Here is a 25,583-nt window from a genome sequence, read left to right as displayed (position 1 = left end):
CTTACTGTCCAAATGGCTTTGGAAGATTGCCGGCGTATTTATATAGGTCAGCTTCATATTCTTTAAAAATCTCTGCCAACGCTTGCTGCTGGCCGGCAACCAAAGCAGCCGGAGTATTGTCTTTTAGTCCAACACGCTTGCTATAGCGATTATTTCCAATAATGGGATTGGTTTTGCCACCATTGCTAGCAGACAGGAAAAATTCGACCGTCACCACTGCTTCGGGTTTGGTGCGATAGTCACCATAAAACTCATCTACGCTAGCCTGTAAGGTGTAATAAGGAAAAAAAGTATTGCTTTCTCCAACAGCCATAGCGAAGATATCCGCCTTATTAATCCATTGACGCTCAGAAGATGAAATCATCTCTGAAGGCATTACAGAATAGATGTTATAAAAATCTTTTTCGTAACGCTGATCTCCCAAGCGGTAAACCAAAGAACGGCCTGCAAAAGGTTGCGCCACTGAAACAGTCCCAATCTTGAGCCAATAGTCTGTACGTGGGACTCTGGGGGCACCTGACCGCTCAGGGGCCACCATCCAACTAGTGGCCTGAATAGCTGGCTGAGTAGGTAATGAGCAAGCACTTAGACCAACTATAGCCAGTCCGCAAATAAGCAATCTAAATATAAAAGAGGTTATTTTTGAATTGATTCTCATTTTTGAGCTCCTGATGCATCTTCGGTGCCATTCATTGGAAGCATAATGCGTGGCGGAGGTGAGCTCCAAATCAGTGAGGATGGGGATTGGCTCGCAATGCGGCTAAATTCATTGAGCTGTTCACTGGTTTGCCTCAGGTTCTCCATGGTTACAGAAGTATCACCCTGAACGCTGGCCAATGTTTGACGTAATGTCACCATGGTACCAACTAGCTCACGCATCAATACGTCTAATTCACCTTTATCTGTAACCTTAGCAATGCGATCAAGCAATACATTCAGATCCCTCACCGCAGTAATCACACCTGAGTTATTTTTGGCATCACCCGCCAATAAGACATTGAGATTACCAAGCAATGCATCAAACTTCTTTTCAGTTTGATCAATATTCATCTCATTTAAAGAGCTAATGAGTTTTTGTATTCCTGAAATAATTTCATCAGTTTGATTTGGCAAGGATGGAATGACTGGATAAGTGGGTTTCCATGAATAAGCCAAGGGAGGAACTAATGAGGCGCTGTTTACAAAATCGAATTCTATGTAGTTGACCCCGGTAATGCCCATGGATTTGACCCGAGCACGTAAATTATCCTTGATGAAAGTTTCCAGCGCAGAGTCTTCAATCTTATCGCCAAATATTTGCATTCTGACAACGACATATTCACGTCGATTTTCTATGGGAAGATCTTTTTCATAAATATCGCCTGAAAGCCCAATAGAGGTAACCTGCCCGATGGCTACGCCACGAAAGCGCACTGCTGCACCGGTATCTAAACCAGTAACCGATTGCTTAATATAGGTTTCTATCGTAAATGATCGCTTAAATAATTGGCCGGAACCAAAAATTAATATCACGGCTATGAGAACCCCTATGGCAGCAAGGACAAACAGGCCAAGTCGGAAATAATTTGGGTTGGAGTTATTGCTCATGCTGCTTCCTTACTCATAATGCGATTAAAGAATTGATGTACCTGAGGATTGGTACTGGTATCGCGCAATACCTTAGGATCACCTTCTGCAATAATGCCCTTGGTATCTTTATCCAGCATAATGACTTTGTCCGCTATGGCATAGATACTTGCGAGTTCATGAGAAACAATCACAAAGGTAAATCCTAAATTTCTGGATAAATCCAAAATAGTGCTATCCAAATCAGCCGAAGTAATCGGGTCCAAGCCGGCAGATGGCTCATCTAAAAATAAGATTTTGGGATCAAGCGCCATTGCCCTTGCAATTGCTGCGCGTTTTTGCATGCCGCCACTGATTTCACTGGGCATATAACTTTCGTAAGGAAGAAGACCGACCAAATCTAATTTGCAGCGTGCCAATAATTGCATTTGCTGCTTTGTCAGCTTAGTGTATTCCTCCATAAAGAGAGTGACATTGTCCAGCAAATTCATCGACCCAAATAAGGCGCCTTCTTGGTACATGACGCCAAAACTGGTCATGATTTTTTGCCGATCAACCCCAATGGCTTTAGTAATATTTTGACCTTCAATAAAAACATCACCCGCTAGTGGTTGATATAGACCAAAGAGATTTTTTAGCAAACTGGATTTGCCGCAACCAGAACCACCCAGAATGACGAAAATTTCTCCACTGTTTACTGAGAAATTCAGATTCTGCAGTAGCACTCTGGATTCATAACCAATGCTCAGATTCTGAACGTCTATCGCAATATTATTCTTGATATCACTCATTAGAAACCTGTCTTATAAGAGATATAGGCGAAGATGCCGTCAACCAGCACAATTAAAACGATACTGCTTACCACTGCACGCGTTGCCGATATGCCCACCGCTGCTGCACCATCACCAGTCTGCATTCCGCGCAAACATCCAACCGCAGAAACCACAATACCAAATAATGTTGCCTTAATTAAGCCAGAGCCAATATCTTCTAAATCGACCGCATTGAGCATGCCGTTGTAAAAGTTTGAAAAGGGAATGCCGTAGGCAAGCATCGTTACCATCGAAGCGCCAATACTCACTATGTCGGCATACAGTGTCAATATTGGCGCAACCAGTACACCAGCCAAAACGCGTGGTACGACTAAAAAACGCATGGGGCTTAAACCGCCAGTAATCAAGGCATCTACTTCACTATTGACCGTCATCGTGCCGATTTCAGCAGCAAAGGCTGCAGATGAGCGGCCGGCCAATAGGATTGCCGTGATTAAGGGCCCCATTTCACGTACGATCCCAAGCGCAGCTAATGGCCCCACAAAGGAAACAGCACCAAATTGCTTCATACCAATGGCAGCCTGGAAAGACAAAATCACACCAATTAAAAAGGCAACCAATCCAACGATAGGCAAGGCATTAATACCGGCTTCTACAGCGGCATTGACAAAATCACTCCATCGCACTTGCCTGATATTGCGGATTGACCAAAATAAGTCTGATGCAAGGTGGCCGGTAAAAGTAATCAGTCCCGCGCCATCTTTTAAAAAGTTATCTGTAGCCATACCAGTACTGACAACAAAGCTACGCTTGGGCTTGATTACTGGCACTGGGAATAAATTAGCGATTGGCTCAAATTCACGCAAAAGCGGTTGATAGCGGGTATCTAAGCCATCGATCGCGAAATGAGCGCCGGCTTTGAGTTGAGCTTGTTCAAGGTCAATTAAAAAAGCAAAGCCCGAGCCATCCAAAGAAGTGACTTGGCTAGCATCTAATGTCAGCGAATGATTCTGACTACTCACCCCGGTAGCAAGCCAAGCATCTTGCTCTTGCCGTATCTGCGTCCAAACACCCTCCAAAGTGTAGACATTGACATGACCGCTCATTACTACTTTTGCGGTCATGTTGTTGACTTGCGTCCAGCTTGCTACAGGCGCCAGATTAATTGGCCTGGTAACGGATGGGGAGGCGTCAGAAATGCTCATATGCAAACTATACGGGATCCACAAGAACAGAATGTGAAACCCAAAAAAGGGAAAGGGCCTAGTCTTTCAACTAGGCCCTCAAAAGTTTTGGTGCGGCTGGCAGGAATTGAACCCACGACCCCTTGGTTCGTAGCCAAGTACTCTATCCAGCTGAGCTACAGCCGCAACAGCCATAATTATGCCATGGAAGAGAAAAACTACATCACACCTGCTGGACATGAGCGGATTAAAAGCGAGCTCCTACAGCTGCTAAACCTTGATAGACCGGAGGTTGTAAGGGTAGTTCACTGGGCCGCATCCAATGGCGATCGCTCAGAAAATGGGGACTATATTTACGGAAAAAAGCGTTTAAGAGAGATCGATCGTCGCATACGCTTCCTCAATAAACGGCTTGAATGTGCAGTTGTTGTCGATAATTTAGCCCGAAAAACAGGTGAAGCTGACGCTGAGCAGATCTTTTTTGGGGCTACAGTGACTTACAGCAACCTAGAAGGGGTGAATGCGGGCCAAGAGACCACCATCACCATTGTGGGCGTGGATGAGGTTGATTTAGAGAAAGGTCACGTGAGTTGGGTCTCGCCCATTGCTAAAGCCTTAATAAAGGCCCGTTTGGGTGATTGTGTACGCATCCAGACGCCTACCGGGCCAACTGAAATTGAAATCCTAGAAGTTCAATACTACTGAGAGTCCGTTAAAGCGATCGCGTCCTAGTCACCCTCATTACATCGGGGTTAGCACGCAAGCTACGCATTACCTTAGATAAGTGGAGACGATCGGCCACCTGAATTGTAAAGCGAATGGTGACAGAGTCTTCCTTATAGCGATCATCCATCGAAACATTCAAGATATTGGAATCTGCTCCTGTAACACTGCTAGCAACACGCGCCAGCACGCCCTTGCCTTGGCGTGTATCGATGGCTAAATCCACCTCAAACTCTCGATTGACCTCTTTGGCCCACTCAACCTCAACCCATTTATCGCCATCTTTTGAAAGCATTCTCAGGGCCACGGGACAGTCATTCGTATGCACCTGAAGACCTTCACCCTTGCCCAGATAGCCAATGATGTTATCGCCCGGTATGGGGTGACAGCAAGTTTGAAAACTAATCGACCCGCCCTCGCGCCCATCAACCAAAATGGCTTGACGCTGTAAGGAATGACTATTTTCTTGTGAAGGAGAGACCCAGTCAGCAGCGCCTAAGCGCATCTGTTCGGACCCGCCCTCCTCGTCTAACAAGATTTTTAAACGAATCGCTAGTTCTTGAGCGGAGCGACGACCCAGGGCAATATTGACGCATGCCTCTTCACGGGTTTTATCACCAGTCCAATGCAGCAGCTTCTCCCAAATCATAGGGGTCATCAGGCCGGCATCTACTCCTTGCTGACGCAAAGCGCTAGCCAAGAGCCGCTCACCTAGCTGTAAGGACTCTGCATAGTGCTTTGTTTTTAAGGAATGACGAATCGATGCACGGGCTTTACCGGTTCGTACAAAGGCTAGCCAACCTGGATTTGGTTGCGAATTTACTGAAGTAACCACCTCAATGATGTCGCCATTTTTTAACTCGCTACGCAATGGCAACTGCAAGCCATTGATCTTCACCGCAACACAGGTGTTACCGAGGTCACTATGAATAGAGTAAGCAAAATCAAGTGCAGTTGCACCTCTTGGAAGTGCACGAATTTGCCCTTTAGGAGTAAAAACGTAAACAGCATCTGGAAACAGATCAATCTTGACGTGCTCTAAGAATTCTTGAGAATCACCACTGCTATCCTGAATATCAATTAATGATTGCAGCCACTGATGGGCACGGCTTTGCACCTCACTCATATCTGGGGTCCCGTCCTTATAAGCCCAATGAGCCGCTACTCCAGCCTCAGCAACCGCATGCATATCACTCGTACGAATCTGGAACTCAACCGGCACGCCTGAAGGACCGAGTAGCGTCGTGTGCAGGGATTGATAACCATTGAGCTTAGGAATAGCAATGTAATCTTTAAACTTTCCTGGCATCGGCTTGAATAAGGAGTGCAAGATCCCCAATGCGCGATAGCAATCATCAATCGAATGGACCGTGACCCGGAAAGCATAAACATCGAGCACCTGAGAAAAACTCAAGTGCTTGGAGCGCATCTTTGTATAAATACTAAAAAGGGTCTTTTCACGGCCTTGCAGATCAACCTCTAGATTGCTTTTTGCAAAAGCCATGCGAGTCGACTGCAAAATCTTCTCAACCATTTCTTTCCGGTTGCCACGTGCACGCTTCACCGCAGTCTCAATGACCCTAAATCGCATTGGCATGGAGTAGCGGAAACTGAGGTCTTGAAGATCTCGATAAATAATATTCAGGCCCAAGCGATGGGCAATGGGCGCATAAATTTCAATGGTCTCAGCAGCGACTCGACGACGCTTTTCCATTGGCACCGCGTCCAAGGTCCGCATATTGTGCGTGCGATCTGCTAGCTTCACCAAAATAACGCGCACATCCCGCGCCATCGCCATAAACATTTTACGAAAGCTCTCGGCCTGCGCTTCTGCATGGCTTTGAAACTCGAGCTTATCAAGCTTAGTGAGGCCCTCAACAAGTTCAGCTACCTTAGGGCCAAATTTACTAACTAAATCTGCTTTAGTGCAGCCGGTGTCTTCAATCACATCATGCAATAAAGCGGCCATGATGGATGGTGCATCGAGGCGCCAGGTTGCGCACAACTCAGCAACTGCAACAGGATGAGTAATGTAGGGCTCGCCACTATGGCGATACTGACCTAAGTGCGCCTCATCAGAGAATTGAAAGGCCTTCTTAATTTGGGCAATTTCTTCTGGCTTGAGATAACTCAGCTTAGAAATTAATGCCTCAATGGATACGACCTGATGCTTTAAGGGAAGACTGGGTGCTGAGGTTGGGCCAAATAAATGACGGCTCGATTGCGCCAATAGGGTCGCAATGATGGATTGCTTCGTCGATGCATCAGATGCCGACTCATGAAGCAAATCATTTTGTGAAGCTGGTTTTTTAATACTAGAGGCCGCTTTAGACGAGACCTCTCCTGAAGCATCCGACGAACTTGAAGCGCTTAAGGGGAGCTCCACACCGGAACTCCTAAATTAAAGAGGTACCTTGGTCAACATATCACGGTCGGTTACGCCAGCTGCAACTTCGCGCAAAGCAACTACCGTTGCTTTATCTCTGGACTCAACACGTGGGGAGTGACCTTGAACCAATTGACGTGCGCGATAAGTCGCGGCCAACACTAGTTCAAAACGATTTGGGATGGTTTTAAGGCAATCTTCTACAGTAATACGGGCCATGCTGAACTCACTTCATTTAGGTTTAATACCTCTAGGATAACTGATTAGACCCCAAGACGCCTTAAAAGCGCTGGATTGCGCGCCATGATGGGGCCTGAACGCAGGCGACTTGCTGCTACAACATGCCTTAGGTCGGCAAGAGCTTGGTCAAAATCATCATTGATCACAATAAAATCAGCTTCATGGGCATGAGCCAATTCGTCGTGGGCTGCGGCTAAACGGCGCACGATTGTCTCTTCACTATCCTGACCACGCTTACGCAAACGCTCTTCAAGCGCTTCAATTGAAGGTGGAAAGATAAAGATCCACTGCACTTCAGGAATGAGCTTACGAATCTGCTGCGCACCCTGCCAATCGATCTCAAGCATGACATCGCACCCAACCTTCATTTGCGCCTCTATCCAAGCACGCGAAGTTCCATAAAAATGACCATGCACTTGCGCCCATTCCAGAAAAAACCCCTGATCACGTTCAGCAATAAACTCCTCAGGACTGGTAAAGCGATAATCTTTACCATCAACTTCACCGGGTCTGGGCGCACGGGTGGTGGTTGATAAAGAAAGGCGCAAACCCTTATCACCTTGTAATAGAGCGTTAACCAAGGATGACTTACCAGCACCAGATGGCGCCACAATCATGAACATGCTGCCTTGATATGGAGAGGAGAGAGTCGGTGTATTCATCTAGATGTGACTGATTACTCTAAATTTTGCACTTGTTCACGCAGTTGCTCAATGAGCAACTTCAATTCCAAAGCGGCCTGAGTGCATTCTTCGGAAACCGATTTAGAGCCCAAGGTGTTCGCTTCACGACCGAGCTCTTGCATCAAGAAATCCAGGCGCTTACCGACAGGGCCATTGCCAGCCAGGGCCTTATCGACTGCTTGCAGATGTGTTTTGAGACGTGCAAATTCTTCGGCAATATCGATGCGCACTGCGTAGAGCACTACCTCTTGACGAATACGCTCCATCAGCTCGGCACCACCCCTTGACTGCTCTTGACTGGCCAACGCTTCAGAAAGGCGCTCTGTCAGCTTTTCTTGATATTGGGATACATAACCTGGAACCTTGGGTTCGATTACGCCCACGATGTCGCGCATTTTGCTTGTAATGGCTGTCAACACGCCTACTAAGGCCTTACCTTCGGCTTGGCGACTATCCATTAAGGCCGCCAAAGCTGCCCGCCCTGCCTCCACTGTCGCTGTAATCCAACCCTCTTCTTCACCGCGTGGTTCAGAAACAATGCCGGGCCAGCGCAAAATATCTGCAATTCGCAAAGGATCGGCCTTAGGAAAGGCTGCTTGGGCTTTTTCTTGAAGCGTATACAAAGCATCCAGGCGATCTGCATTAAGAGCGCCAAGCGCATGGGGATTGGCTTTGGCAGCGCCAGCAGCGTTGGCATTGACACGCCAGGCGGCCCGAAACTCCACTTTTCCGCGCGAGAGACTTTGGCTCGCCATCTCGCGCAAGGCTGGCTCAGCACCGCGGCACTCATCTGGCAAGCGAAAGCCCAAGTCCAAAAAGCGGCTATTGACCGCCCGACACTCCACCTGCAGATCTGCAACCACCCCGCCTCCTAGGGAGACTTGGCGAGAAGCGCTGCCATAACCAGTCATGCTCGATATCATATGGATATTGTAGATTGATACTCAACCCTTAGGAATAAACCCAATGAGCACCCCCTCCGTAAATCGCCCTAGCGGCCGCAGCCCGAATCAATTACGCCCCGTCAGCATTACCCGCTCCTTTACCAAGCATGCAGAAGGCTCAGTGCTAATCTCTTTCGGGGATACCAAGGTGCTCTGCACAGCTAGTGTTTTAGAAAAAGTACCGCCCCATAAAAAAGGCTCTGGTGAGGGCTGGGTAACCGCCGAATATGGCATGCTGCCCCGCTCTACCCATACCCGCAGCGATCGTGAAGCAGCGCGTGGCAAACAAACAGGACGTACCCAAGAAATTCAACGCTTAATTGGGCGTGCGTTGCGCAGCGTCTTTAACTTAGCCGCATTAGGTGAGCGCACGATTCATTTAGATTGCGATGTATTGCAAGCAGATGGTGGAACGCGTACGGCTGCTATTACTGGTGCCTATATTGCAGCGCGCGATGCAGTGAACGGCCTACTAAAAAGTGGCGCCTTAAACAAAGATCCCATCATAGATAGCGTGGCAGCGATTTCAGTGGGCATCTATGAAGGAGTTCCAGTACTTGACTTGGATTACCCCGAAGACTCTTCATGCGATACGGACATGAATGTGGTGATGACTGGGAAAGGCGGCATGATCGAACTACAAGGCACCGCCGAAGGTGCGGCTTTCTCGCGCGAGGAGCTGAACTCCTTATTGAACTTAGCCGAACAAGGTATTCAAGAGCTCACCGCCCTCCAAATAGATGCACTCAAGCTCAGTACGCTGCACTGATCAATCAATCCATCATTTAAGCAGATGCAAAAACTAGTTCTTGCCTCCAATAATGTCGGTAAGGTCCGAGAATTTAAGGCCTTACTGGCACCTTTACATTTTGAGGTCATCTCTCAAGGTGAGCTTGGTATTCCAGCGGCTGAAGAGCCGCACCATACCTTTATTGAAAATGCCCTTGCTAAAGCAAGACATGCTAGCGAGGCCACTGGCTTACCAGCTTTAGCGGATGACTCAGGGATTTGTGTTGATGCCTTGGCGGGTGCGCCTGGAGTGTACTCAGCTCGCTATGCTGGTGAACATAGTAATGATGCGGCCAATAATCAAAAACTAATTTTAGAGCTTGGTGAAAATCCAAATCGTTCGGCACATTACGTGTGTGCCTTGGCATTTGTCAAAAGCCCAAATGATCCAGAGCCTATCATTGTGCAAACACGCTGGTATGGTCAAATACTGAAAGAAGCCCAGGGTAGCAATGGTTTTGGTTATGACCCCTACTTTTACTTACCCGAATTAAATCAAACAGCAGCTCAATTAGACTCCTCCCATAAAAATCAAGTGAGTCACCGAGGTCAAGCCTTGCGCGAGCTGATTGCACAACTTCAAAGCCAAGCGAATCAAAGTGTCTAATCCAATTACCGCACTTGCCAGTAAGCCGCAGTTAACCGCCTTGCCTCCGCTGTCTTTGTATATCCATTTTCCCTGGTGCGAAAAGAAATGCCCCTATTGTGACTTCAACTCCCATCAGATTAAACCGAAGTTGCTTGATGGCTCAACTATTGGTACGAATGGTTTTGATGAGCAGCGCTACATTAATGCACTCATCACAGATTTAGAAACAGAGCTACCTCGTGTGTGGGGTCGACAAGTCCATAGCATCTTTATTGGAGGTGGTACGCCCAGCCTTCTATCGCCCGAAGGTATGGATCAATTGCTTTGCGCAGTGCGGGCGCGCGTGAACCTAGAGCCTGATGCTGAAATCACGATGGAAGCCAATCCGGGATCAGTAGAGGCCGATAAATTTGCCGCCTTTGCAACATCCGGAATTAATCGTGTTTCCTTAGGCATTCAAAGTTTTGATAATGAAAAACTGAAAATTTTAGGAAGAATTCACAATGGCGAGGAAGCCAAGCAGGCTGTGGAAATTGCCCTAAAGCATTTCAAATCCGTGAACCTTGATTTGATGTATGGCTTGCCCAATCAAAGCCTTGAAGATGCTAGAACGGATGTTCAAACAGCGCTGTCGTTTAAAACACCCCATCTCTCGTTTTACAACCTGACTTTAGAGCCCAATACCTACTTTGCCAGTTTTCCACCAAAGCTCCCCGATGAGGATACGATCGACGCCATCTTTGAGCAGAACCTCAAACTCCTTAGCGAAGCCGGCTACAAACGGTATGAGGTTTCAGCGTATGCCAAAAAAGATCAGGAATGTAAACATAACCTGAACTACTGGCGTTTTGGCGATTACATTGGCATTGGTGCCGGGGCCCATGGGAAGATTTCTTTCCCAGACAAAATTACACGTCAGATTCGAGAACGCCATCCTGACGCGTATATGCAAGCAATCGAGACCAAAGGCAATGCACTCATTGAGTCTAAAGAGATTCCTACAAGTGATTTGCCTTTTGAGTTCATGCTCAATACCTTGCGCCTAACCAACGGGGTGGCCACCAACACCTTTTCAGAGCGTACCGGCCTAGCCTTAAGCACTATTTCAAAAAATCTCGATATGGCCAGCAATAAAGGCTTACTCGATCCCAATCCGGCAAGCTTGAAAGCGAGCGAACTGGGTCTGCGCTACCTCAATAATCTGCAAGAACTTTTTTTAAACTAGCGCTTTACTCGCCACCAGTCACGGCTAAATCCTGCACCTCAAATTGATCGCGGGGCTTCATTGGCACGTCTACCTTTGGCTTGGTACCTGGCATTAATTCAAAGTCAGGCTTAAATACCGTTAAGGTGCTTTTGAGTTGGTCAAAGGCCTTGCGATCGCCATCAAACTGAGCCTTGCCTTGAGCTAATAGCTGGTCAAAAGTAGTTTGACCACCCATCACTTGCTCTAAATCACTACGATTGATGGTGATTGCAAGGGTGGGATTAGCAGCTTGCTGACCCTTGATATTGGTTAAAGCAGAATTACTCATCTCAACAACAAACTTTTCACCGTTATCGGGTGTTGATAAGTTGATTACAAAATGCATACCAGCAGCTTTCTTACTATCCATGCTGATTGCCAAGGAGTTCAACCAAAGCTCAGTGGTCATCGCCCGAATTATGTCGGGGCCATTAGACTTTGGTGAAGCCCCCGTAGGCATACCATGGCGCAATTCGTAAGCTGCCCCTAAAAAACTATTGCGCACACTAGGGCTTTCTTTTTGATAGCCTATTTGCTCAAAAATATCGGCAAGCAAATCCTTGGCAGCCGTATTGTCAGGTTGGGCGTAGACCAGCTTATTCACGATTTCCATTGCTTCGCGATATTTTCCTTGCTTATAAAGTTGCCTACCTTTAGCAAGAATCTTGGACGAGCCTCCCATCATCTCAACATATAAAGGCGCAGAATCTTTAGGGGACAAAGGTATCAAGGTAGCGGGATTTGCATCCCAATAGCCTAAGTAGCGATTGATCACCGCACGACTATTGTGCTCTTCAGACCCGTGGTAGCTATGGGCTGCCCACTGCTTCTTTAAACTATCGGGCAACTGATATACGTTTTGAATCTCGTTAATGGTTACGCCATTATTAGCCAAATGCAGTACTTCGTTATTTAAGTGTGCATAGGCATCACGCTGGGTTCGCATCACCTCCTGAATGCGCTCATTGCCCCAACGTGGCCATGAATGAGATGCAAACATCACCTGCGCATTATTACCATAACGATACAAAGCATTATTAATATTCTTAGACCAAGCCAAAGGATCGCGCACTAATGCGCCCCGCAAGGTGTAGATGTTGTGAATGGTGCCGGTAATATTTTCAGCTGCCCAAAAAGCCTTGTATTGAGGAAAATAGGTATTCATCTCAGCAGGCGCTTCTGTACCAGGGGTATTTTGAAACTCCATTTCAACGCCATCGACTGTCATTTTTTCAAATGGTTCAGTGATATAGACATTGGGTTCAATCAAACCCAAATTACCAGCCGCGGTATTTTTACCAATGGATTGATCAACATGTCCGAATGGACTGCGCGGTAGCAATACCCCATACTGAAAATACATCCGTCGCGTCATGGCATTACCAGCGTAAACATTTTCTGCGATGGCATGCTCCATAAAGCCAGCGGGAGCAATAATTTTTACCTTACCACTCTTCACATCGGCTTCGTCCACTACACCACGTACACCACCAAAGTGATCACCGTGCGAATGTGAATACACTACCGCCACAACAGGACGCTTGCCTAATTTTTCATTGACGAGTTCAAGGGCGGCACGTGCCGTTTCTTTTGAGGTTAAGGGATCAAATACGATCCAACCGGTATTGGTTTTAATAAAACTAATATTGGCCAAATCAAAACCACGTACTTGATAGATTTCCCCTGGCACAACTTCATATAAACCATAGGCCATATTCAGAATAGCCTGGCGTTGCAATGAAGGGTTGATGCTATCAAAGTCCTTGCCTTGTAATAAAAATTCATAGCTACCCATATCCCAAGCTACATTACCGGCATCAGCCATGATTTGTTTATAGGCTGGAGCGGCTATAAAGCCTCGCTGAGCTTCCTCAAAATCACGCTTATCCTCAAATGGCAGAGTTTTGCGTAAGCCGTTTTGCAGTTCAATGGTGAATTGCGAAGGAGAGTTTCCTTTTGGGTCAAAATGTTTTCCTTCCATTGCACCAGGATCCGCAACTACCCCACCGCCACCTGCAGCGATTGCAGAGTTTGCAAGGATAAAAATTAAAGTGAGTGCAACAAGGGGTAGTTTGGTGTGCATAGGATTCCGATAAAACAGAAAAACTTCAATTAGGCCGAAACTGTATTAGTATTAATAACGATTATTTAACCACTGATTAATTCACTATGTCATTATTTTCCAAAAAGTTAGCCCCCCTCTTCTTAGTTGTTCTGTCAACACTCCTTTTCTCCACTATCTGCCGTGCTGATAGCAAAACGGAGTTAAACCAAAATGCGCAGCAGGTTTTGAAGAAGCTATTGGACACTAATGAGCAAGCAAGAGAGTTAAGCAAAAAGGCAGTCGCTGTACTGGTTTTCCCTAGCATTACTAAGGCCGGCTTTATGGTCGCAGGCCAATATGGAGAGGGAGTGCTTTTTAAGGAGGGTAGGCCAAGTGCTTACTTTAACAATGCCGGTGGATCGTTTGGCTTTCAGGCTGGAGCACAGCAATATGGTTACGCCATGTTTTTCATGAAAGAAAGTGCACTGGAAGCGCTCTACTCAACCCAAGGCTTTGAAGTTGGAACTGGCCCAAGCGTAGTGGTGTTAGACCAAGGCGCAGGTACAAGCCTGACTTCAATGAACTACCAAAAAGATATTTATGCTTTTATTTTCAACCAACAAGGGTTGATGGCGGGAATAGGGATTCAGGGAAACAAGATCACGCAGATTAGCAAATAGGCCAACTGCGATTCGATTGGCGGAAGAGGTGAGATTCGAACTCACGGAGGACTTTCATCCTCGCCAGTTTTCAAGACTGGTGCATTCAACCGCTCTGCCACTCTTCCTTTGCGAATTGAGTCCTAGATTATAAGGAATTCGGTGAACCCCTACGTAAAAATGCAATAAGCACCCTTCTAAAGATTGCTTCCATTGGCTTAAATACTCTATGTGCACCAACCGATATAGCCTTTTCTCTGATAAACTAGTCAGATAACTAGTCAGGAGCAAGGGTGATGAATAAGCACTGGGCAGTTCAAGATGCCAAAGCAAAATTTAGCGAGTTACTAAACGCCTGCCTTGAAGAAGGCCCTCAAGTGGTTACTAAGCGGGGGCATGAAGCAGCCGTATTAATCACCATCCAGGAGTGGAATACATTGAAAAAGTTAGCTAAACCTTCTCTTAAATCGCTTTTGCTTTCAGAGCAAGCTAAGGGTGACCTAGTACTGCCAAAGCGTGGCCAAGGTGCATTTCGCAAATCCATCAAACTGTAAGACAACTCATGTACTTACTAGACACCAATATTATTTCAGAACTACGTAAACCAAAACCGCATGGAGCAGTATTAGAGTGGTATGACAATATTTCAGATAATGACCTTTATATATCCGCAGTCTCGATCGGTGAAATTCAAGCGGGCATTGAGTTGACTCGCGAGCAAGATAAAAATAAAGCAGAGTCTTTAGAAAGTTGGTTGCAACAAGTTTCAAATGCACATCATGTCTTACCGATGACAGGGTCAACCTTTAGGTTGTGGGCAAAGCTCATGCATAAAGAAAGCAATACCGTTTGGGAGGATGCCATGATTGCAGCGACAGCCATTGATCAGAAACTCATCGTGGTCAGTAGAAATATAAAAGACTTCAAGCGCTTTAAGATTAATTTACTGAACCCATTCGAATTTTGAGCCCAAGCGGGTTAAGACCTCTTAATTAAGACCTCTAAATGCTTGGCAATAGCAAGGCTGGAGGTCAACCCGGGGGACTCAAAGCCGTATAAATTGAATAAGCCCTGCAAGCCATGATCTGCTGGGCCATTAAAGCAAAAGTCTCCTGCGGGGGTGTTGGGTGGGATTATTTTTGCCCTAACCCCAGAGTAATCAGGCTGGAGAGCACCGTCTTTGAGGGCAGGCCAATAACGCCGCACGGCTTCATAAAAGCCATCCCCCCTTTTTGGGTCAACCGTGTAATCAATTTGCTCCTCGGACTCAATATCAAGCCACTCTATATCTGGACCGAACTTGGCTTGACCACCCATATCTAAAGTGAGATGGACGCCGAGCCCGCCAGGCTCTGGAATGGGATAAATGAGATGGGTAAATGGAGATTTACCGGATAAAGAGAAATAGTTACCTTTAGCGAAGTACGCTTTAGGTATTTGATCTTTAGCTAATTCGGTAATTTTTTGAGCAACTGCTGGTGCACCCATACCAGCACAGTTAATTAACAACTTGGTTTGCAATTGCATACCGTCAGGTCCACCAATCTCGAGCTCAAAACCATTTTCTGCATTCGCCCCAATTGGCTCAGCACTAATCAGAGGAGATTGATAGGCCACCATACCGCCAGCATCTTCAAAGCTACCTAGTAGGGAAAGCATATATCCATGACTGTCTACGATGCCAGTGGACGAGGAGAGAATGGCTGCTACGCACTGCAACTGTGGCTCTAAAGCTTTAGCTTGTTCGCCCGAGATGATTTTGATGTCTGGAACACCATTGTTTTGCGCTTTATACAAAATCGCTTGTAAGTCATCTAGTTGTGATGCATCGCTAGCTAAGATGAGCTTGCCGTAGGGTTGAGTAGCCACTTGATGGCTGCGGCAGTATTCATAGAGAAGGTGATTTCCTTCGACACAAAGCTTCGCTTTTAAAGAACCCTTGGGGTAATAAATACCCGCATGAATGACCTCGCTATTGCGGGCGCTGCTGATGATGCCAAAGGCATTTTCTCGCTCCAGCAGGATAGTTTCACGGCCTTGGAGTGCCATTTCTCTGGCAACAGCTAAACCGATCACCCCAGCACCGATTACGACACAATCTACGCACTCCATCTTTCTGCCTCAGATCCTATTCTTAGCCCATCTATCAGTAATAGGCCTTTCTTATGACTCTTAATATACCGAAATCCTAACATTTTCAGTGTTTTAAGGGTTTTTAGGCCCCTTATTGATAAAATCTAGAAATGTCTTTCACTACCGATTCTCAATCCAAAGCAATCAGCACAAATGACCTTGGCACGCTGCCCAATGGCTCCCACGTTGCTGTAGATGTAGTTCTGGATACTGCATACCAAGGTATTGACCAGAAATCCTGGAAGAAGCTATTTGCAAACGCCCGCTCAGCAGGCGTACCTGAATTTATTGCCGATATGTTTGCCGGCAAACATATCAATCAGAGCGAAGATCGCCCCGCCCTACATTCTGCTTTACGCAACCTATCCAAAACTCCAGTCATGCTCCACGGCCAAGATGTCATGCCAGCCGTTGCAAATGTATGGCGACGGATTGAAGCACTTTGCAATAAGTGGGTTGGCATTACTGATGTGATTCATATTGGCATCGGAGGATCAGACTTTGGTCCACGCTTAGCCATTGAAGCATTGGCTCATGTACCTGGTATTGAGAGTCGAGGTATGCGCATGCATTTCTTGGCCAATATCGATACCGCTGAATTAGCTCGCATTCTGGATCGTGCTCAACCTAATAGCACGCGCGTGATTATTGTTTCAAAGTCCTTTACAACTTTAGAAACCACGATGAATGCCAAGGCTGTAGTGGCTTGGCTCAAAGCCAATGGACTGACCAAGAGTCAAATCAATCACTCCTTGTTTGCTGTTACTGCAAACATCCCTGCTGCAAAAGAATTTGGGATTGAAGAAGACCATATTTTCCCTTTCTGGGATTGGGTCGGTGGTCGTTACTCCGTATGGTCGGCAGTCGGTCTACCAATTGCTCTTCAGTATGGATTTAAGACTTTTGAAGAATTCCTAGCGGGTGCGCACGCAATGGATTTGCATTTTAAAAATGCATCACTAGAAAATAATCTGCCTGTCATCATGGCGCTCGCGCTTCTATACCAACAAGAAAAATGTGGCATTAAGGCCTATGCGGCTATTCCGTATGCAGATGCTTTGGATTGGTTTCCAAAGTGGTTGCAGCAATTAGATATGGAAAGCAATGGAAAAAGTATTGGCCGCGATGGTAAGCCAGTAAAGCATTCTTCACCAGTAGTGTTTGGTAGTGCTGGCAGTAATGCGCAGCATTCCTACTTCCAGCTTTTCCACCAAGGCCCTGAAATCATTCCGATTGATTTCATTGCAGTGCGTAAGCCGATGAGCGATCGCCCTGAAGCGATTGCACATCACCGTATCCTACTTTCTAATTGCTTGGCTCAAGCCCAAGCTTTAGCCTATGGCAAGAATGCAAATAACCCAAACGATATCTACCCCGGCAATCGTCCAAGTAGCCTACTACTACTACCTGAGCTAAATGCCTTCTATCTTGGTGCATTACTAGCACTATATGAGAATCGTGCTGCAACTTTAGGCGCACTCTGGAACATCAATAGCTTTGATCAGCCCGGTGTTGAATTTGGCAAGGTACTAGCCAAACCAATCGAAAAAGCTCTTGCTACTGGCTCTGATAATATTGAAACAAATGTCGGTATTGATGCCATTACTGCTTCACGGATTAATTTTTTAAACTCTTAATTCCATTTCCGAATAGATTTAATGCATCATTGACAATGATTGCCTTTTTGTTTAAACTTGTTTAAACAACTATGAATAAGGAGTAAATGATGGCTCCAGCATTGAAGGTAGAGCAAACGATCCAGGAATGGGGCAATGGTCTTGGAGTAAGAATTACTTCACCAGTTGCTAAAGCAGCCCACTTATCACAAGGTGTACCAATTTCAGTCGAGGTCGTAAAGGAAGGGATTCTTCTTAGAGTTGTTGGTAAACCTAAATTGAGTCTTAACCAAAAACTAAAGATTTATGACCCTTCAATACATGGTGGTGAAATCATGAATCCACAACCTATCGGTAAAGAAGTTCTTTGATGCCAGAAAAATTGAAGCTATGGGTTCCGGATCGTAGAGATATGATTTGGATTAACTTTAATCCACAGTCAGGAAAAGAAATGAAAGACGAGCATCCAATGCTGGTTATTTCCCCTAAACCATTTAATGAAAAAACCGGTATTGTCATTGGCTTACCTATGACCCATGCAAGTTTTAATGAATCAAATCCTTTTGCAATTAAATTTTTAGCTGCAAAAGGTGAGCCTGCTTATATATTGACACATCAACCAAAATCATTTGACTGGCGCTTACGTAACGCAAGACCCCACCCTTGGAAAACCCTTCCTCCAGCCCTATTTCAAGAGGCATGCGATGGATTGAACTCCATACTTAACCTTACTCACTAATACCAACTCTAGGATACACAGTGCAACTATCCCCATCGATCTTCAAGGCTTATGACATCCGCGGCATTATTGATCAGACATTAGATCCATCTATTGCCAAACTTATTGGTCAAGCTTTTGGCACAGAGATGCGTGAGATTGGTGAAACAGAAATCGTGATCGGTCGTGATGGCCGTTTATCAGGCCCAGCGTTAATTGAAGCCTTAACTGAGGGCTTGCTTTCTACTGGCATTAATGTGATTGACCTCGGTATGGTCGCAACCCCGATGGTCTACTTTGCTGCTAACCAAGTGCTCGATGGCAAAAAGCCTAAATCAGGCATCATGATTACCGGTAGCCATAACCCACCGAATTACAACGGCTTCAAAATGGTATTGGGTGGCGCCGCTATTTACGGCGATCAGATTCAGGCGCTACGTAAACGTATTGAAGCTAAGCAATTTCTCACTGGCCAAGGTTCACGTAGCACTTTCGATATTTTCCCGATGTATTTGGCATATATCATTGGCGATGTGAAGCTTGCTCGACCCATGAAAATTGCAGTCGATTGTGGCAATGGCGTTGGCGGTGCTTTTGCAGGCAAACTCTTCAGAGCCCTTGGCTGTGAAGTGCAAGAATTGTTCTGTGAAGTCGATGGAAAATTCCCTAACCACCACCCTGACCCAGCCCATATTGAGAACCTACAAGATCTCATCAAAAATCTGCAGACTACCGATAATGAATTAGGTCTAGCCTTTGATGGTGATGCCGACCGACTCGGTGTTGTAACTAAAGATGGTCAAGTCATATTCCCCGACCGTCAGATGATGTTATTTGCTAAAGATGTTCTTACCCGTAATCCGGGTGGTCAGATCATTTACGACGTGAAGTGCACTCGCAATCTGGCTACCTATGTGAAAAAACATGGTGGCGAACCATTAATGTGGAAAACAGGTCACTCATTAGTGAAAGCCAAACTCAAAGAAACAGGCGCACCTCTTGCTGGTGAAATGAGCGGACATATTTTCTTCAAAGACCGTTGGTTTGGCTTTGATGATGGCCTCTACACTGGTGCACGTTTATTGGAGATTCTGTCTAAAGAGAAAGATCCAAGTCAGACCTTAAATGAATTACCAAATGCCATCTGCACCCCAGAACTCCAGTTAGCTTGTGCCGAAGGCGAGCCATTTTCATTGCTGGATGTCATCAAAGCCAATGCCAAGTTTCCAAGCTCAGAGTCTATCAATACAATTGATGGTGTGCGCGTAGAGTATGCCGATGGTTTTGGTCTTGCTCGGCCATCCAATACAACCCCAGTAGTAGTAATGCGTTTTGAAGCAGACAGTGAGGAAGCGATTAAACGTATTCAGGCAGAATTTAAGGAAGCACTTTTAGCTGCTAAGCCAGATGCGAAGCTCCCGTTTTAAGAAGCCTATTGAATCGTATCATCAGGGGATGGGCCTTCAAGGCTAACCCCTTGTAATGTACCTGCTTGCTGGGCTTGTGCAAAGTGCTGAATCACAATTTTGCGCAATTCATTTATTTGCGATAAAGCATATTCTTGAGTTGGGAATATACCTGGTAACTCCAATACCCTACCGTCTTCAGCAAGAAAACCCGTCTTAACCTGAATGCCACTAGCAATGGTTTCTACGATAAATATACTGCGTCCCTGAATTTGCTCGGGTTGAGTCGCAATATTTGGGGTGTTACTTTGATCTTCGGCCATATACAACCTCACTATTATGTACTTAACGTGTAAATCAAAAACGATACTCCGCTTGATCTTGAGTATTAAAATGAAACAGAACACGGTCTTCATTTGCTAGGTAAGAACCGTTAAATTGCTTGATAGTCATAGATCAATTAGATGGAAATATCTTTAGAGTTCGATTGAGGAACCTGATTAGGGGCCTGCCTTGGAATGATCTGTACTGGAGGATTGATGGGAGCGATCGGAATCATCGGAATAACGACGGTGGGTGGTGCCTGTCTTGTTGCTCTGGACTTACTTTGAGCAGCTTCCGTCAAAACCCGATCAATGGCTTGTTTAGCGCCATTTAAGCTAAAACGGGATACTGCAAACGCTCCTGATTGAAGAGCTACCGCAAATCCAATGCTATCCCCCGCTTGACTAGCCTTTAATACCGCCTCAAATGGCGTCAGTATCTGAAATAAATTACCCCCAATTAAGGTGCACTCCATAGTTAATGCAGTAGACAGGCTGGGGCTATTCATCAAAACAGAGTATTTAGAGCCGGGACTGCAATTGAGGTTTTGGTGAAGGTAAAACAAACATTGATCGCCAGAGCAAAAGGTGCCAAACGAGGTCTGAGCATCTGCAATGGTGTACGCCTCATGGGATTGAGGGGTAGATTCTACTGTCCAGTTTTGATAGGCCACCTTCTCACCTGCAAAAGCAAGGCTTGATATCAGCATTAGGGTGGCAAAGAAGAGCCGTTTCATTGCACCACCTTAGCAGATTCTCGTAGACGCTTAATGGTCTCTGCTAAATATTGCTGAATAATGGCTTGGCGAAGTTGATTTTTAGAGGCGTCAAAACTCGGAATCTTTGAAGATCGAGTGTCATCCACACGAACGATGACCCAGACACCAGAAAGCTTAATGGGGATTTTACTAAAGCTGCCTTTAGATAAGGTTCCGACTACATCTCCTATTGGGGTCGGTAGCTGCCCTGGTGAAACCCAACCAATATCACCGCCCTGTCCTCTAGTCGCGGCATCTTGCGAAACCTCTTTAGCAACCTTAGCAAAGGCATCGCCATTATCCAAGCGTCCTATTACTGCAATTGCCTCAGATTCTGTTTTAAGAACAATTTGGCTAATCTTGTATTGAATAGCAGAGTCAGTGCCGTTGCCAATGTACTGCTTTTGTCTCTCGTATTCTTCTTTTAGCTTCTCATTAGTAATGGGATTAGTTTTGAGGTAGTTGTCGATAAAAACTTGAAGATAAAGACTTTGCCTTAACTGAGTCAGCTGGTCTTGCATATCAATTTCTTTATCCAGACCTTGCTTCACTACTTCTTGAGAAATCAATTGACGATTAATGAGTTCTTGCTTAATTGCCTGTCTTAATTGAGGCGTATCTTTCTGGCCCTGAGCAACAGACTGCTTAATATTGAGCTCTTCAAGCCCTTTGGTAATTGGGACGCCATTGACAGTGGCAATGAATTCAAAATGCTCCTTAGGCTCTTGTGCAAAACAACAAACAGAGAAAACGGTTAAGGAGGATAGAAAAGCTAATTTTAGAAATAAATACATGGGGCCTCTTATTTATTGGCCAGAATAATTGTCATTTCACTCTCGCCAACTCTACCCACCCCTTCACTCACCCGCAACTTCACCCTCACTGAAGAAACATTCTCAGGAACCTTTTCTGAGGAGAAAGTTATAGTATTAGCGTCAAACTTCAGCCAAGTGGGTAGTGGTGAACCATCAGCAAGTGTTACCGCAATCGATATGTCTGATGAGCTATTTGCAATTGAGCTTGCAGCTTCAGCCGGAGTTGCGATGCTATTGAGAACACTTTGTGGAATAGTAAATGCAAATCCAGATCCCTGAACCGGGCTGCTTTGAATAGTTTGAACGCTTCCGTTACCCATTTGAATTTGGGCATAAGTTGAGCTGCCGGCATTAGTCGAGGTAACCGCACTAGAGGCACTGCCTAAACTAGAAGTAATGGAAGAAAAAATACCGCTTCCGATACCCTGGCTTGCAGTTGGGTTGATTGACTCAACTACAGGCGCTGAAACACTAACAGAACCGCCAGCACCTCCAATATTGGAGGAATAGGATATTAATTCGCCAGCACTGACATTGGCATTATTAGCCGCAATTGCTTGAAGCGGTGGTGGCGCTGAATACCTAACAGCCTGAGGGATTGCCTGCTGGGTAATTATCTGCGGAGGAACAATCATCTGGTAATTAATACCTGAATTAGCCAAGCCAACTACAGAGCCGCCATTTAATACAAGGTTAAGGGCATAGTTGGTCGCGTTATACGGAGCGATACTGCCTCCATTAGCTGGGGCACCAAGATTGAAAGTAATCACTCCACCATTGGTTGATAAGATCTGGGTATCATTCGCTAAATTATTGCCGAGCCCAATAGTATTAGCTGTATAGCTTTGATTACCACCCGTACTAACGCTAGACGCGATGGTGATATTTCCAGAAAAATTAGCCGGATCAATTGAGGTATCGGCAATCACGGCTCCAGCACCAGTATTTTGCAAACCAGTTTTTACGGTCAAGCTAGCTAAGGCCTCAGACACCCCAACAGGAGCATCGAAAGCAATCACCGGCAATTGAGATGATGCTGTAGCGATTGCCTCAACTATAAGATTGTGGGTATTGACTACCGTGTCATCAATAGCGCCATGGAAAATAACGCTTGGGTCCTCGGATAACAAGATGCGGGTCATGCCATTGCTGCCGTTATCGCCAATCAAGACATGGCCGGTGTAGTCTTGGGTACCAAAAGTGGTGATATTACCTTTGATCAAGATGGTATTGGCAGCCACATTCAAGTTGTAGATATTGGGACTATTGAAATAGGCGCTGCTATAGCCAATATATTGTCCGCCACTATTAATGATGCTAGCGCCCACGGTATCACCAAAAGTCACCTCACCATTTGGAGCGGCAATAGATAGAGATTGCTGATTAGCGTAAGAAGATGCGCCAGCCAATAAGGTGCCATTGAAGGCGATATTTCCAGCGCTAGAATTGAGCAACATTGGTGAAATGATGCCGCCTACTGTATTACCACTTCCCAATATAACTGAACCGTTATAAGTTTGATTGCCAACAGTATTAATATCGCTACCCAAGATGATCACCCCATTCACTGTTAACACGGGAATGGTCACGCCAGTAGCGAGACTTAAAGTACCACCATTGGATGTCACCGCGCCAGTACCTAAGGCATTCACACTAGCAATCACCAAGCTAGAAGAATTAATATTCGTGCCGCCGCTAAACGTATTGTTACCGGCCACGGTCAATACACCAGCACCAGACTGATTTAGCGAACCAGATCCCGAAACCGCATTGCTAAACGTAAAGTTATTTGAACCGGCAAAGGCAATCACACCATTATTAGTGATCGTACTAGTTGGGATCAACCCAACCAAAGCAGCGCTATCATAGTTCACGCTAATGCCAGTCGGAATGATCACATTAGCAACGTTACTTAGAGTGGGAATGGCCCCGCCTGCCCAGTTGCTAGCATTGGACCAGTTGCCGCCGGAAGAACCAGTATAGGTAACAGAAGCCAATTGAGTAATCGCACCGATGTTCGCGATCAACTGGTTATCAGATAAAACGTAGTTATTAGCATCTGCGCCACTCAAACCAACGGCGATTGTGACCGCTTTATTGGTGCCCACATTAGCATCCGCATAGGTACCAGTACCCGCAATCGAAACCCGATCGCCACTCAGAATCGATGAGCTAGCTTGCGTGGTTGCCAAAGTCAATCCTGAAATGGCTGAAGTGCCGTTATACACTTTGCTGATACCCGAGATACCAAGCTGACTGGCTGACAACATGAGTGGCGTAACAGTCAATGCGCCGGTCAACACAATATTATTACTAAAGTCATTGCTAACTATATTGACATTGGTGGCCAAAAGTTGATATCCACCAACATTGATATTGCCAGATCCACTGACCGTTGTAGCAGCGGGTGTAATGATAAAGGCTGCTAAACCGCCTGCGCCGTCATTGACAGTGAAGCTTGTTCCGGAAATCACTGGACTCAGAGTGTGAATGGTATTAACTGAACCAGTAGATGGACAGCTAGATATAGAGCAAGTTAAATACTGAGCTGTAGTAGCGTATGTTGGAGTTGATCCATAGCTGGCAGTCACTGGCGTGATCTGAACGAATAATTGATTTGCCGCAACAATAGTAAAGTTGCCAGGTACATAAGTAATGTTGTAGTTACCATTGTTGGCGCTTAATCCTGAAGGGACTAATACCCCGCTATAAGCTCCGGCTGTATTGACAGATGCATTAGCTCTACTAATACCAAGGGTGCCACTAAGAGCTGATGAAGCGGTCTCGCCATTAACAAAACCAGAATACACAACGCCGTTATAAAGCGCTGTATCTGCTTGAGTAACAAACTTGGCTGCATTATTAGCCGTAACTGACAATGATGCCGGCGTAATTTGACTATTATTAGAATTAGCCAAACTAACGCTGTAGTTAGCGCCGCTATTACCATCGCTAATCGTTGCGCTATTTAAACTAACCGACTTATTAGCACCAACATTGGGGTTGTTCCCGGTAAAGACAACTGAGGCAGCTGAAACAGTATCACCACCAACTAGCTGGGTTGACATCGCAGCCAAATTAGCCGCAGTCATGTTATAGGTATAACCACCATCATAGACTTTAGAAATGGATGGCGCCGTTAATGTCACAGCCAGGGGCGTTACTGAGACACTGGTACTGGTAACACTAATTGGGTTGTAATTTGATGCCAAAGCTAAACCGTTTGGAATTAACGTTAAGCCATTCACATCAAGCAGTTGCTGATTGGTTTGAACATTCTTGCTAGCAAGGTCAGCAACACCACCAAGGGTGAAGGTTTGGCCATTGACGCCGATGGCACTTAAAGACGAGCCGGCAATCGAGACAGTGCCGTTATAGACTTGGGTACCGGTAATGGTTAGTGAGGCTGGGGTAATCGCCATCGCCTGATTGGCGCTGTTATAAGTAATGGCGTAGTTCGAAGCGCTGGAGCCAGTGCCGAGCAAGATGTTGTAGTTACCAACGTTCTCACCTACTGAACGACTCAGGGTGCCTGTTACGTTTGCTAAGGAGTCAGTTACCGCAGCGCTTGCTAAAGAGCCAGCAGCAATGGTGACGGCTAAGCTTGGGTCTACTTCACCATAGACCTTAGTGGCAGCGCTAGCAGTTAAGGTGATGGGGCGAGCGGTAATAGCGAAGTTGCTTGGCACAAAGGTAATGTTGTAGTTGCTATTGGCCAAGTTACCTTGGTTAATTGCGTAGTTACCGACGTTTTCACCGGCGGTTCTAGATAAGGTGCCGGCAAAGGTGTCACTGCCCACTAAGCCACTATTAATGGCATTAGCCTGAACTGTGTAAGTCAGGGTTGGATCCAGGTTACCGTAGATCTTGGTTTGGTTGCTATCGGCGGTGATGGTGATGGGGCGAGCGGTAATAGCGAAGTTGGCGCTGGTGTACACCACGTTGTAATTATTGCTGCTAGCAACAATACTACCCTGCCCGATGGTAT

At 45.9% G+C, this 25,583-nt stretch carries 25 protein-coding genes and 2 tRNA genes; 11 read left to right on the top strand and 16 right to left on the bottom strand.

What is annotated here, in order from left to right:
• Position 1: 1 nt before the first annotated feature.
• The 5 genes from M2125_RS10075 to M2125_RS10055 all read right to left on the bottom strand — a co-directional run bounded on the left by M2125_RS10075 (position 2) and on the right by M2125_RS10055 (position 3,709).
• Complete coding sequence (locus M2125_RS10075; protein ID WP_143742166.1) at positions 2–658, bottom strand: PqiC family protein; 657 nt, start codon at positions 656–658, stop codon at positions 2–4.
• A complete protein-coding gene (locus M2125_RS10070) occupies positions 655–1,587 on the bottom strand; it encodes an MlaD family protein (protein ID WP_277541249.1) in 933 nt (310 codons plus the stop codon). Before M2125_RS10070 ends, M2125_RS10075 begins: the two co-directional genes overlap by 4 nt.
• A complete protein-coding gene (locus M2125_RS10065; protein WP_280742918.1) occupies positions 1,584–2,357 on the bottom strand; it encodes an ABC transporter ATP-binding protein in 774 nt (257 codons plus the stop codon). Before M2125_RS10065 ends, M2125_RS10070 begins: the two co-directional genes overlap by 4 nt.
• Positions 2,357–3,544 carry an ABC transporter permease gene (locus tag M2125_RS10060; RefSeq protein WP_280741586.1) on the bottom strand — a complete coding sequence of 396 codons (1,188 nt, stop codon included), beginning with the start codon at positions 3,542–3,544 and terminating at the stop codon, positions 2,357–2,359. Before M2125_RS10060 ends, M2125_RS10065 begins: the two co-directional genes overlap by 1 nt.
• A gap of 88 nt (positions 3,545–3,632) precedes the next feature.
• Positions 3,633–3,709 (bottom strand) — tRNA-Arg (locus M2125_RS10055).
• A gap of 18 nt (positions 3,710–3,727) precedes the next feature.
• On the opposite strand from M2125_RS10055, the gene greB reads away from it, so the two are divergent.
• Positions 3,728–4,228, top strand: a complete 501-nt coding sequence (greB, locus tag M2125_RS10050; protein WP_076024140.1) for a transcription elongation factor GreB — start codon at positions 3,728–3,730, stop codon at positions 4,226–4,228.
• 7 nt (positions 4,229–4,235) lie between these two features.
• Here the strand turns inward: greB and M2125_RS10045 are convergent, their stop codons facing one another.
• The 4 genes from M2125_RS10045 to M2125_RS10030 are packed head-to-tail and all read right to left on the bottom strand — an operon-like array spanning position 4,236 to position 8,478.
• Complete coding sequence (locus M2125_RS10045; RefSeq protein ID WP_425334205.1) at positions 4,236–6,632, bottom strand: RelA/SpoT family protein; 2,397 nt, start codon at positions 6,630–6,632, stop codon at positions 4,236–4,238.
• A gap of 15 nt (positions 6,633–6,647) precedes the next feature.
• Positions 6,648–6,851: a DNA-directed RNA polymerase subunit omega gene (rpoZ, locus tag M2125_RS10040; RefSeq protein ID WP_011902918.1), complete on the bottom strand. Its 204-nt coding sequence runs from the start codon at positions 6,849–6,851 to the stop codon at positions 6,648–6,650.
• Between the two features lie 44 nt (positions 6,852–6,895).
• Entirely contained in the window at positions 6,896–7,534 is a 639-nt protein-coding gene (gene gmk / locus M2125_RS10035) for a guanylate kinase (RefSeq protein ID WP_076024141.1), read from the bottom strand.
• A gap of 14 nt (positions 7,535–7,548) precedes the next feature.
• Positions 7,549–8,478, bottom strand: a complete 930-nt coding sequence (locus tag M2125_RS10030; protein WP_076024142.1) for a YicC/YloC family endoribonuclease — start codon at positions 8,476–8,478, stop codon at positions 7,549–7,551.
• Positions 8,479–8,521: 43 nt separating this feature from the next.
• Here M2125_RS10030 and rph point away from each other — a divergent pair, with 43 nt between their 5' ends.
• From rph to hemW, 3 genes are read left to right on the top strand one after another with little or no spacing between them, the layout of a single operon-like run.
• Positions 8,522–9,268, top strand: coding sequence for a ribonuclease PH (gene rph / locus M2125_RS10025; RefSeq protein WP_076024143.1), 747 nt, complete (start codon positions 8,522–8,524; stop codon positions 9,266–9,268).
• A 24-nt stretch (positions 9,269–9,292) separates the two neighbouring features.
• Positions 9,293–9,895, top strand: coding sequence for an RdgB/HAM1 family non-canonical purine NTP pyrophosphatase (gene rdgB, locus M2125_RS10020; protein WP_076024144.1), 603 nt, complete (start codon positions 9,293–9,295; stop codon positions 9,893–9,895).
• Complete coding sequence (gene hemW, locus M2125_RS10015; protein WP_280742917.1) at positions 9,888–11,102, top strand: radical SAM family heme chaperone HemW; 1,215 nt, start codon at positions 9,888–9,890, stop codon at positions 11,100–11,102. Before rdgB ends, hemW begins: the two co-directional genes overlap by 8 nt.
• Positions 11,103–11,106: 4 nt before the next feature.
• Here the strand turns inward: hemW and M2125_RS10010 are convergent, their stop codons facing one another.
• Entirely contained in the window at positions 11,107–13,206 is a 2,100-nt protein-coding gene (locus tag M2125_RS10010; RefSeq protein ID WP_280742916.1) for an alkyl/aryl-sulfatase, read from the bottom strand.
• 86 nt (positions 13,207–13,292) lie between these two features.
• Here M2125_RS10010 and M2125_RS10005 point away from each other — a divergent pair, with 86 nt between their 5' ends.
• Positions 13,293–13,847 carry a lipid-binding SYLF domain-containing protein gene (locus M2125_RS10005; protein WP_280742915.1) on the top strand — a complete coding sequence of 185 codons (555 nt, stop codon included), beginning with the start codon at positions 13,293–13,295 and terminating at the stop codon, positions 13,845–13,847.
• Positions 13,848–13,864: 17 nt separating this feature from the next.
• On the opposite strand, the gene M2125_RS10000 is transcribed toward M2125_RS10005, so the two are convergent.
• Positions 13,865–13,954, bottom strand: a tRNA-Ser gene (locus M2125_RS10000).
• A 168-nt stretch (positions 13,955–14,122) separates the two neighbouring features.
• On the opposite strand from M2125_RS10000, the gene M2125_RS09995 reads away from it, so the two are divergent.
• Both M2125_RS09995 and M2125_RS09990 read left to right on the top strand, forming a co-directional pair.
• On the top strand, positions 14,123–14,380 hold the full coding sequence (locus tag M2125_RS09995; RefSeq protein ID WP_072582527.1) for a type II toxin-antitoxin system Phd/YefM family antitoxin: 258 nt from the start codon (positions 14,123–14,125) through the stop codon (positions 14,378–14,380).
• A gap of 8 nt (positions 14,381–14,388) precedes the next feature.
• Entirely contained in the window at positions 14,389–14,793 is a 405-nt protein-coding gene (locus tag M2125_RS09990) for a type II toxin-antitoxin system VapC family toxin (RefSeq protein WP_280742076.1), read from the top strand.
• A gap of 11 nt (positions 14,794–14,804) precedes the next feature.
• Here M2125_RS09990 and M2125_RS09985 read toward each other — a convergent pair whose 3' ends face one another.
• Positions 14,805–15,938, bottom strand: coding sequence for an NAD(P)/FAD-dependent oxidoreductase (locus M2125_RS09985; protein WP_280742914.1), 1,134 nt, complete (start codon positions 15,936–15,938; stop codon positions 14,805–14,807).
• Between the two features lie 131 nt (positions 15,939–16,069).
• On the opposite strand from M2125_RS09985, the gene pgi reads away from it, so the two are divergent.
• The 4 genes from pgi (at position 16,070) to M2125_RS09965 (ending at position 19,720) form a co-directional block, all read left to right on the top strand.
• Positions 16,070–17,596: a glucose-6-phosphate isomerase gene (gene pgi, locus M2125_RS09980; RefSeq protein ID WP_280742913.1), complete on the top strand. Its 1,527-nt coding sequence runs from the start codon at positions 16,070–16,072 to the stop codon at positions 17,594–17,596.
• 86 nt (positions 17,597–17,682) lie between these two features.
• Complete coding sequence (locus M2125_RS09975) at positions 17,683–17,946, top strand: AbrB/MazE/SpoVT family DNA-binding domain-containing protein (protein ID WP_155763317.1); 264 nt, start codon at positions 17,683–17,685, stop codon at positions 17,944–17,946.
• Positions 17,946–18,314 carry a type II toxin-antitoxin system PemK/MazF family toxin gene (locus M2125_RS09970; protein WP_342394174.1) on the top strand — a complete coding sequence of 123 codons (369 nt, stop codon included), beginning with the start codon at positions 17,946–17,948 and terminating at the stop codon, positions 18,312–18,314. Before M2125_RS09975 ends, M2125_RS09970 begins: the two co-directional genes overlap by 1 nt.
• Positions 18,315–18,334: 20 nt before the next feature.
• Positions 18,335–19,720, top strand: a complete 1,386-nt coding sequence (locus M2125_RS09965; protein ID WP_280742080.1) for a phosphomannomutase/phosphoglucomutase — start codon at positions 18,335–18,337, stop codon at positions 19,718–19,720.
• Positions 19,721–19,725: 5 nt separating this feature from the next.
• On the opposite strand, the gene M2125_RS09960 is transcribed toward M2125_RS09965, so the two are convergent.
• The 4 genes from M2125_RS09960 to M2125_RS09945 form a co-directional block, all read right to left on the bottom strand.
• Positions 19,726–20,022 (bottom strand): hypothetical protein, encoded by a 297-nt coding sequence (locus M2125_RS09960; protein ID WP_280742912.1) that lies wholly within the window; start codon positions 20,020–20,022, stop codon positions 19,726–19,728.
• Positions 20,023–20,159: 137 nt separating this feature from the next.
• Entirely contained in the window at positions 20,160–20,759 is a 600-nt protein-coding gene (locus M2125_RS09955; RefSeq protein WP_280742911.1) for a hypothetical protein, read from the bottom strand.
• Positions 20,756–21,574 (bottom strand): peptidylprolyl isomerase, encoded by an 819-nt coding sequence (locus M2125_RS09950; protein ID WP_280742083.1) that lies wholly within the window; start codon positions 21,572–21,574, stop codon positions 20,756–20,758. The genes M2125_RS09955 and M2125_RS09950 overlap by 4 nt, the downstream gene beginning before the upstream one ends.
• A gap of 8 nt (positions 21,575–21,582) precedes the next feature.
• Positions 21,583–25,583 (bottom strand): beta strand repeat-containing protein (locus M2125_RS09945; protein WP_280742910.1); only part of this gene is annotated, 4,001 nt, incomplete at its 5' end.

Origin of the sequence: Polynucleobacter sphagniphilus, assembly GCF_029892205.1 — a bacterium.
In the GTDB taxonomy this organism is placed as follows: Bacteria; Pseudomonadota; Gammaproteobacteria; order Burkholderiales; family Burkholderiaceae; genus Polynucleobacter; species Polynucleobacter sphagniphilus.
Note: the sequence above shows the minus strand (reverse complement) of the source record. Positions and strands in the feature narration are given on the sequence as shown.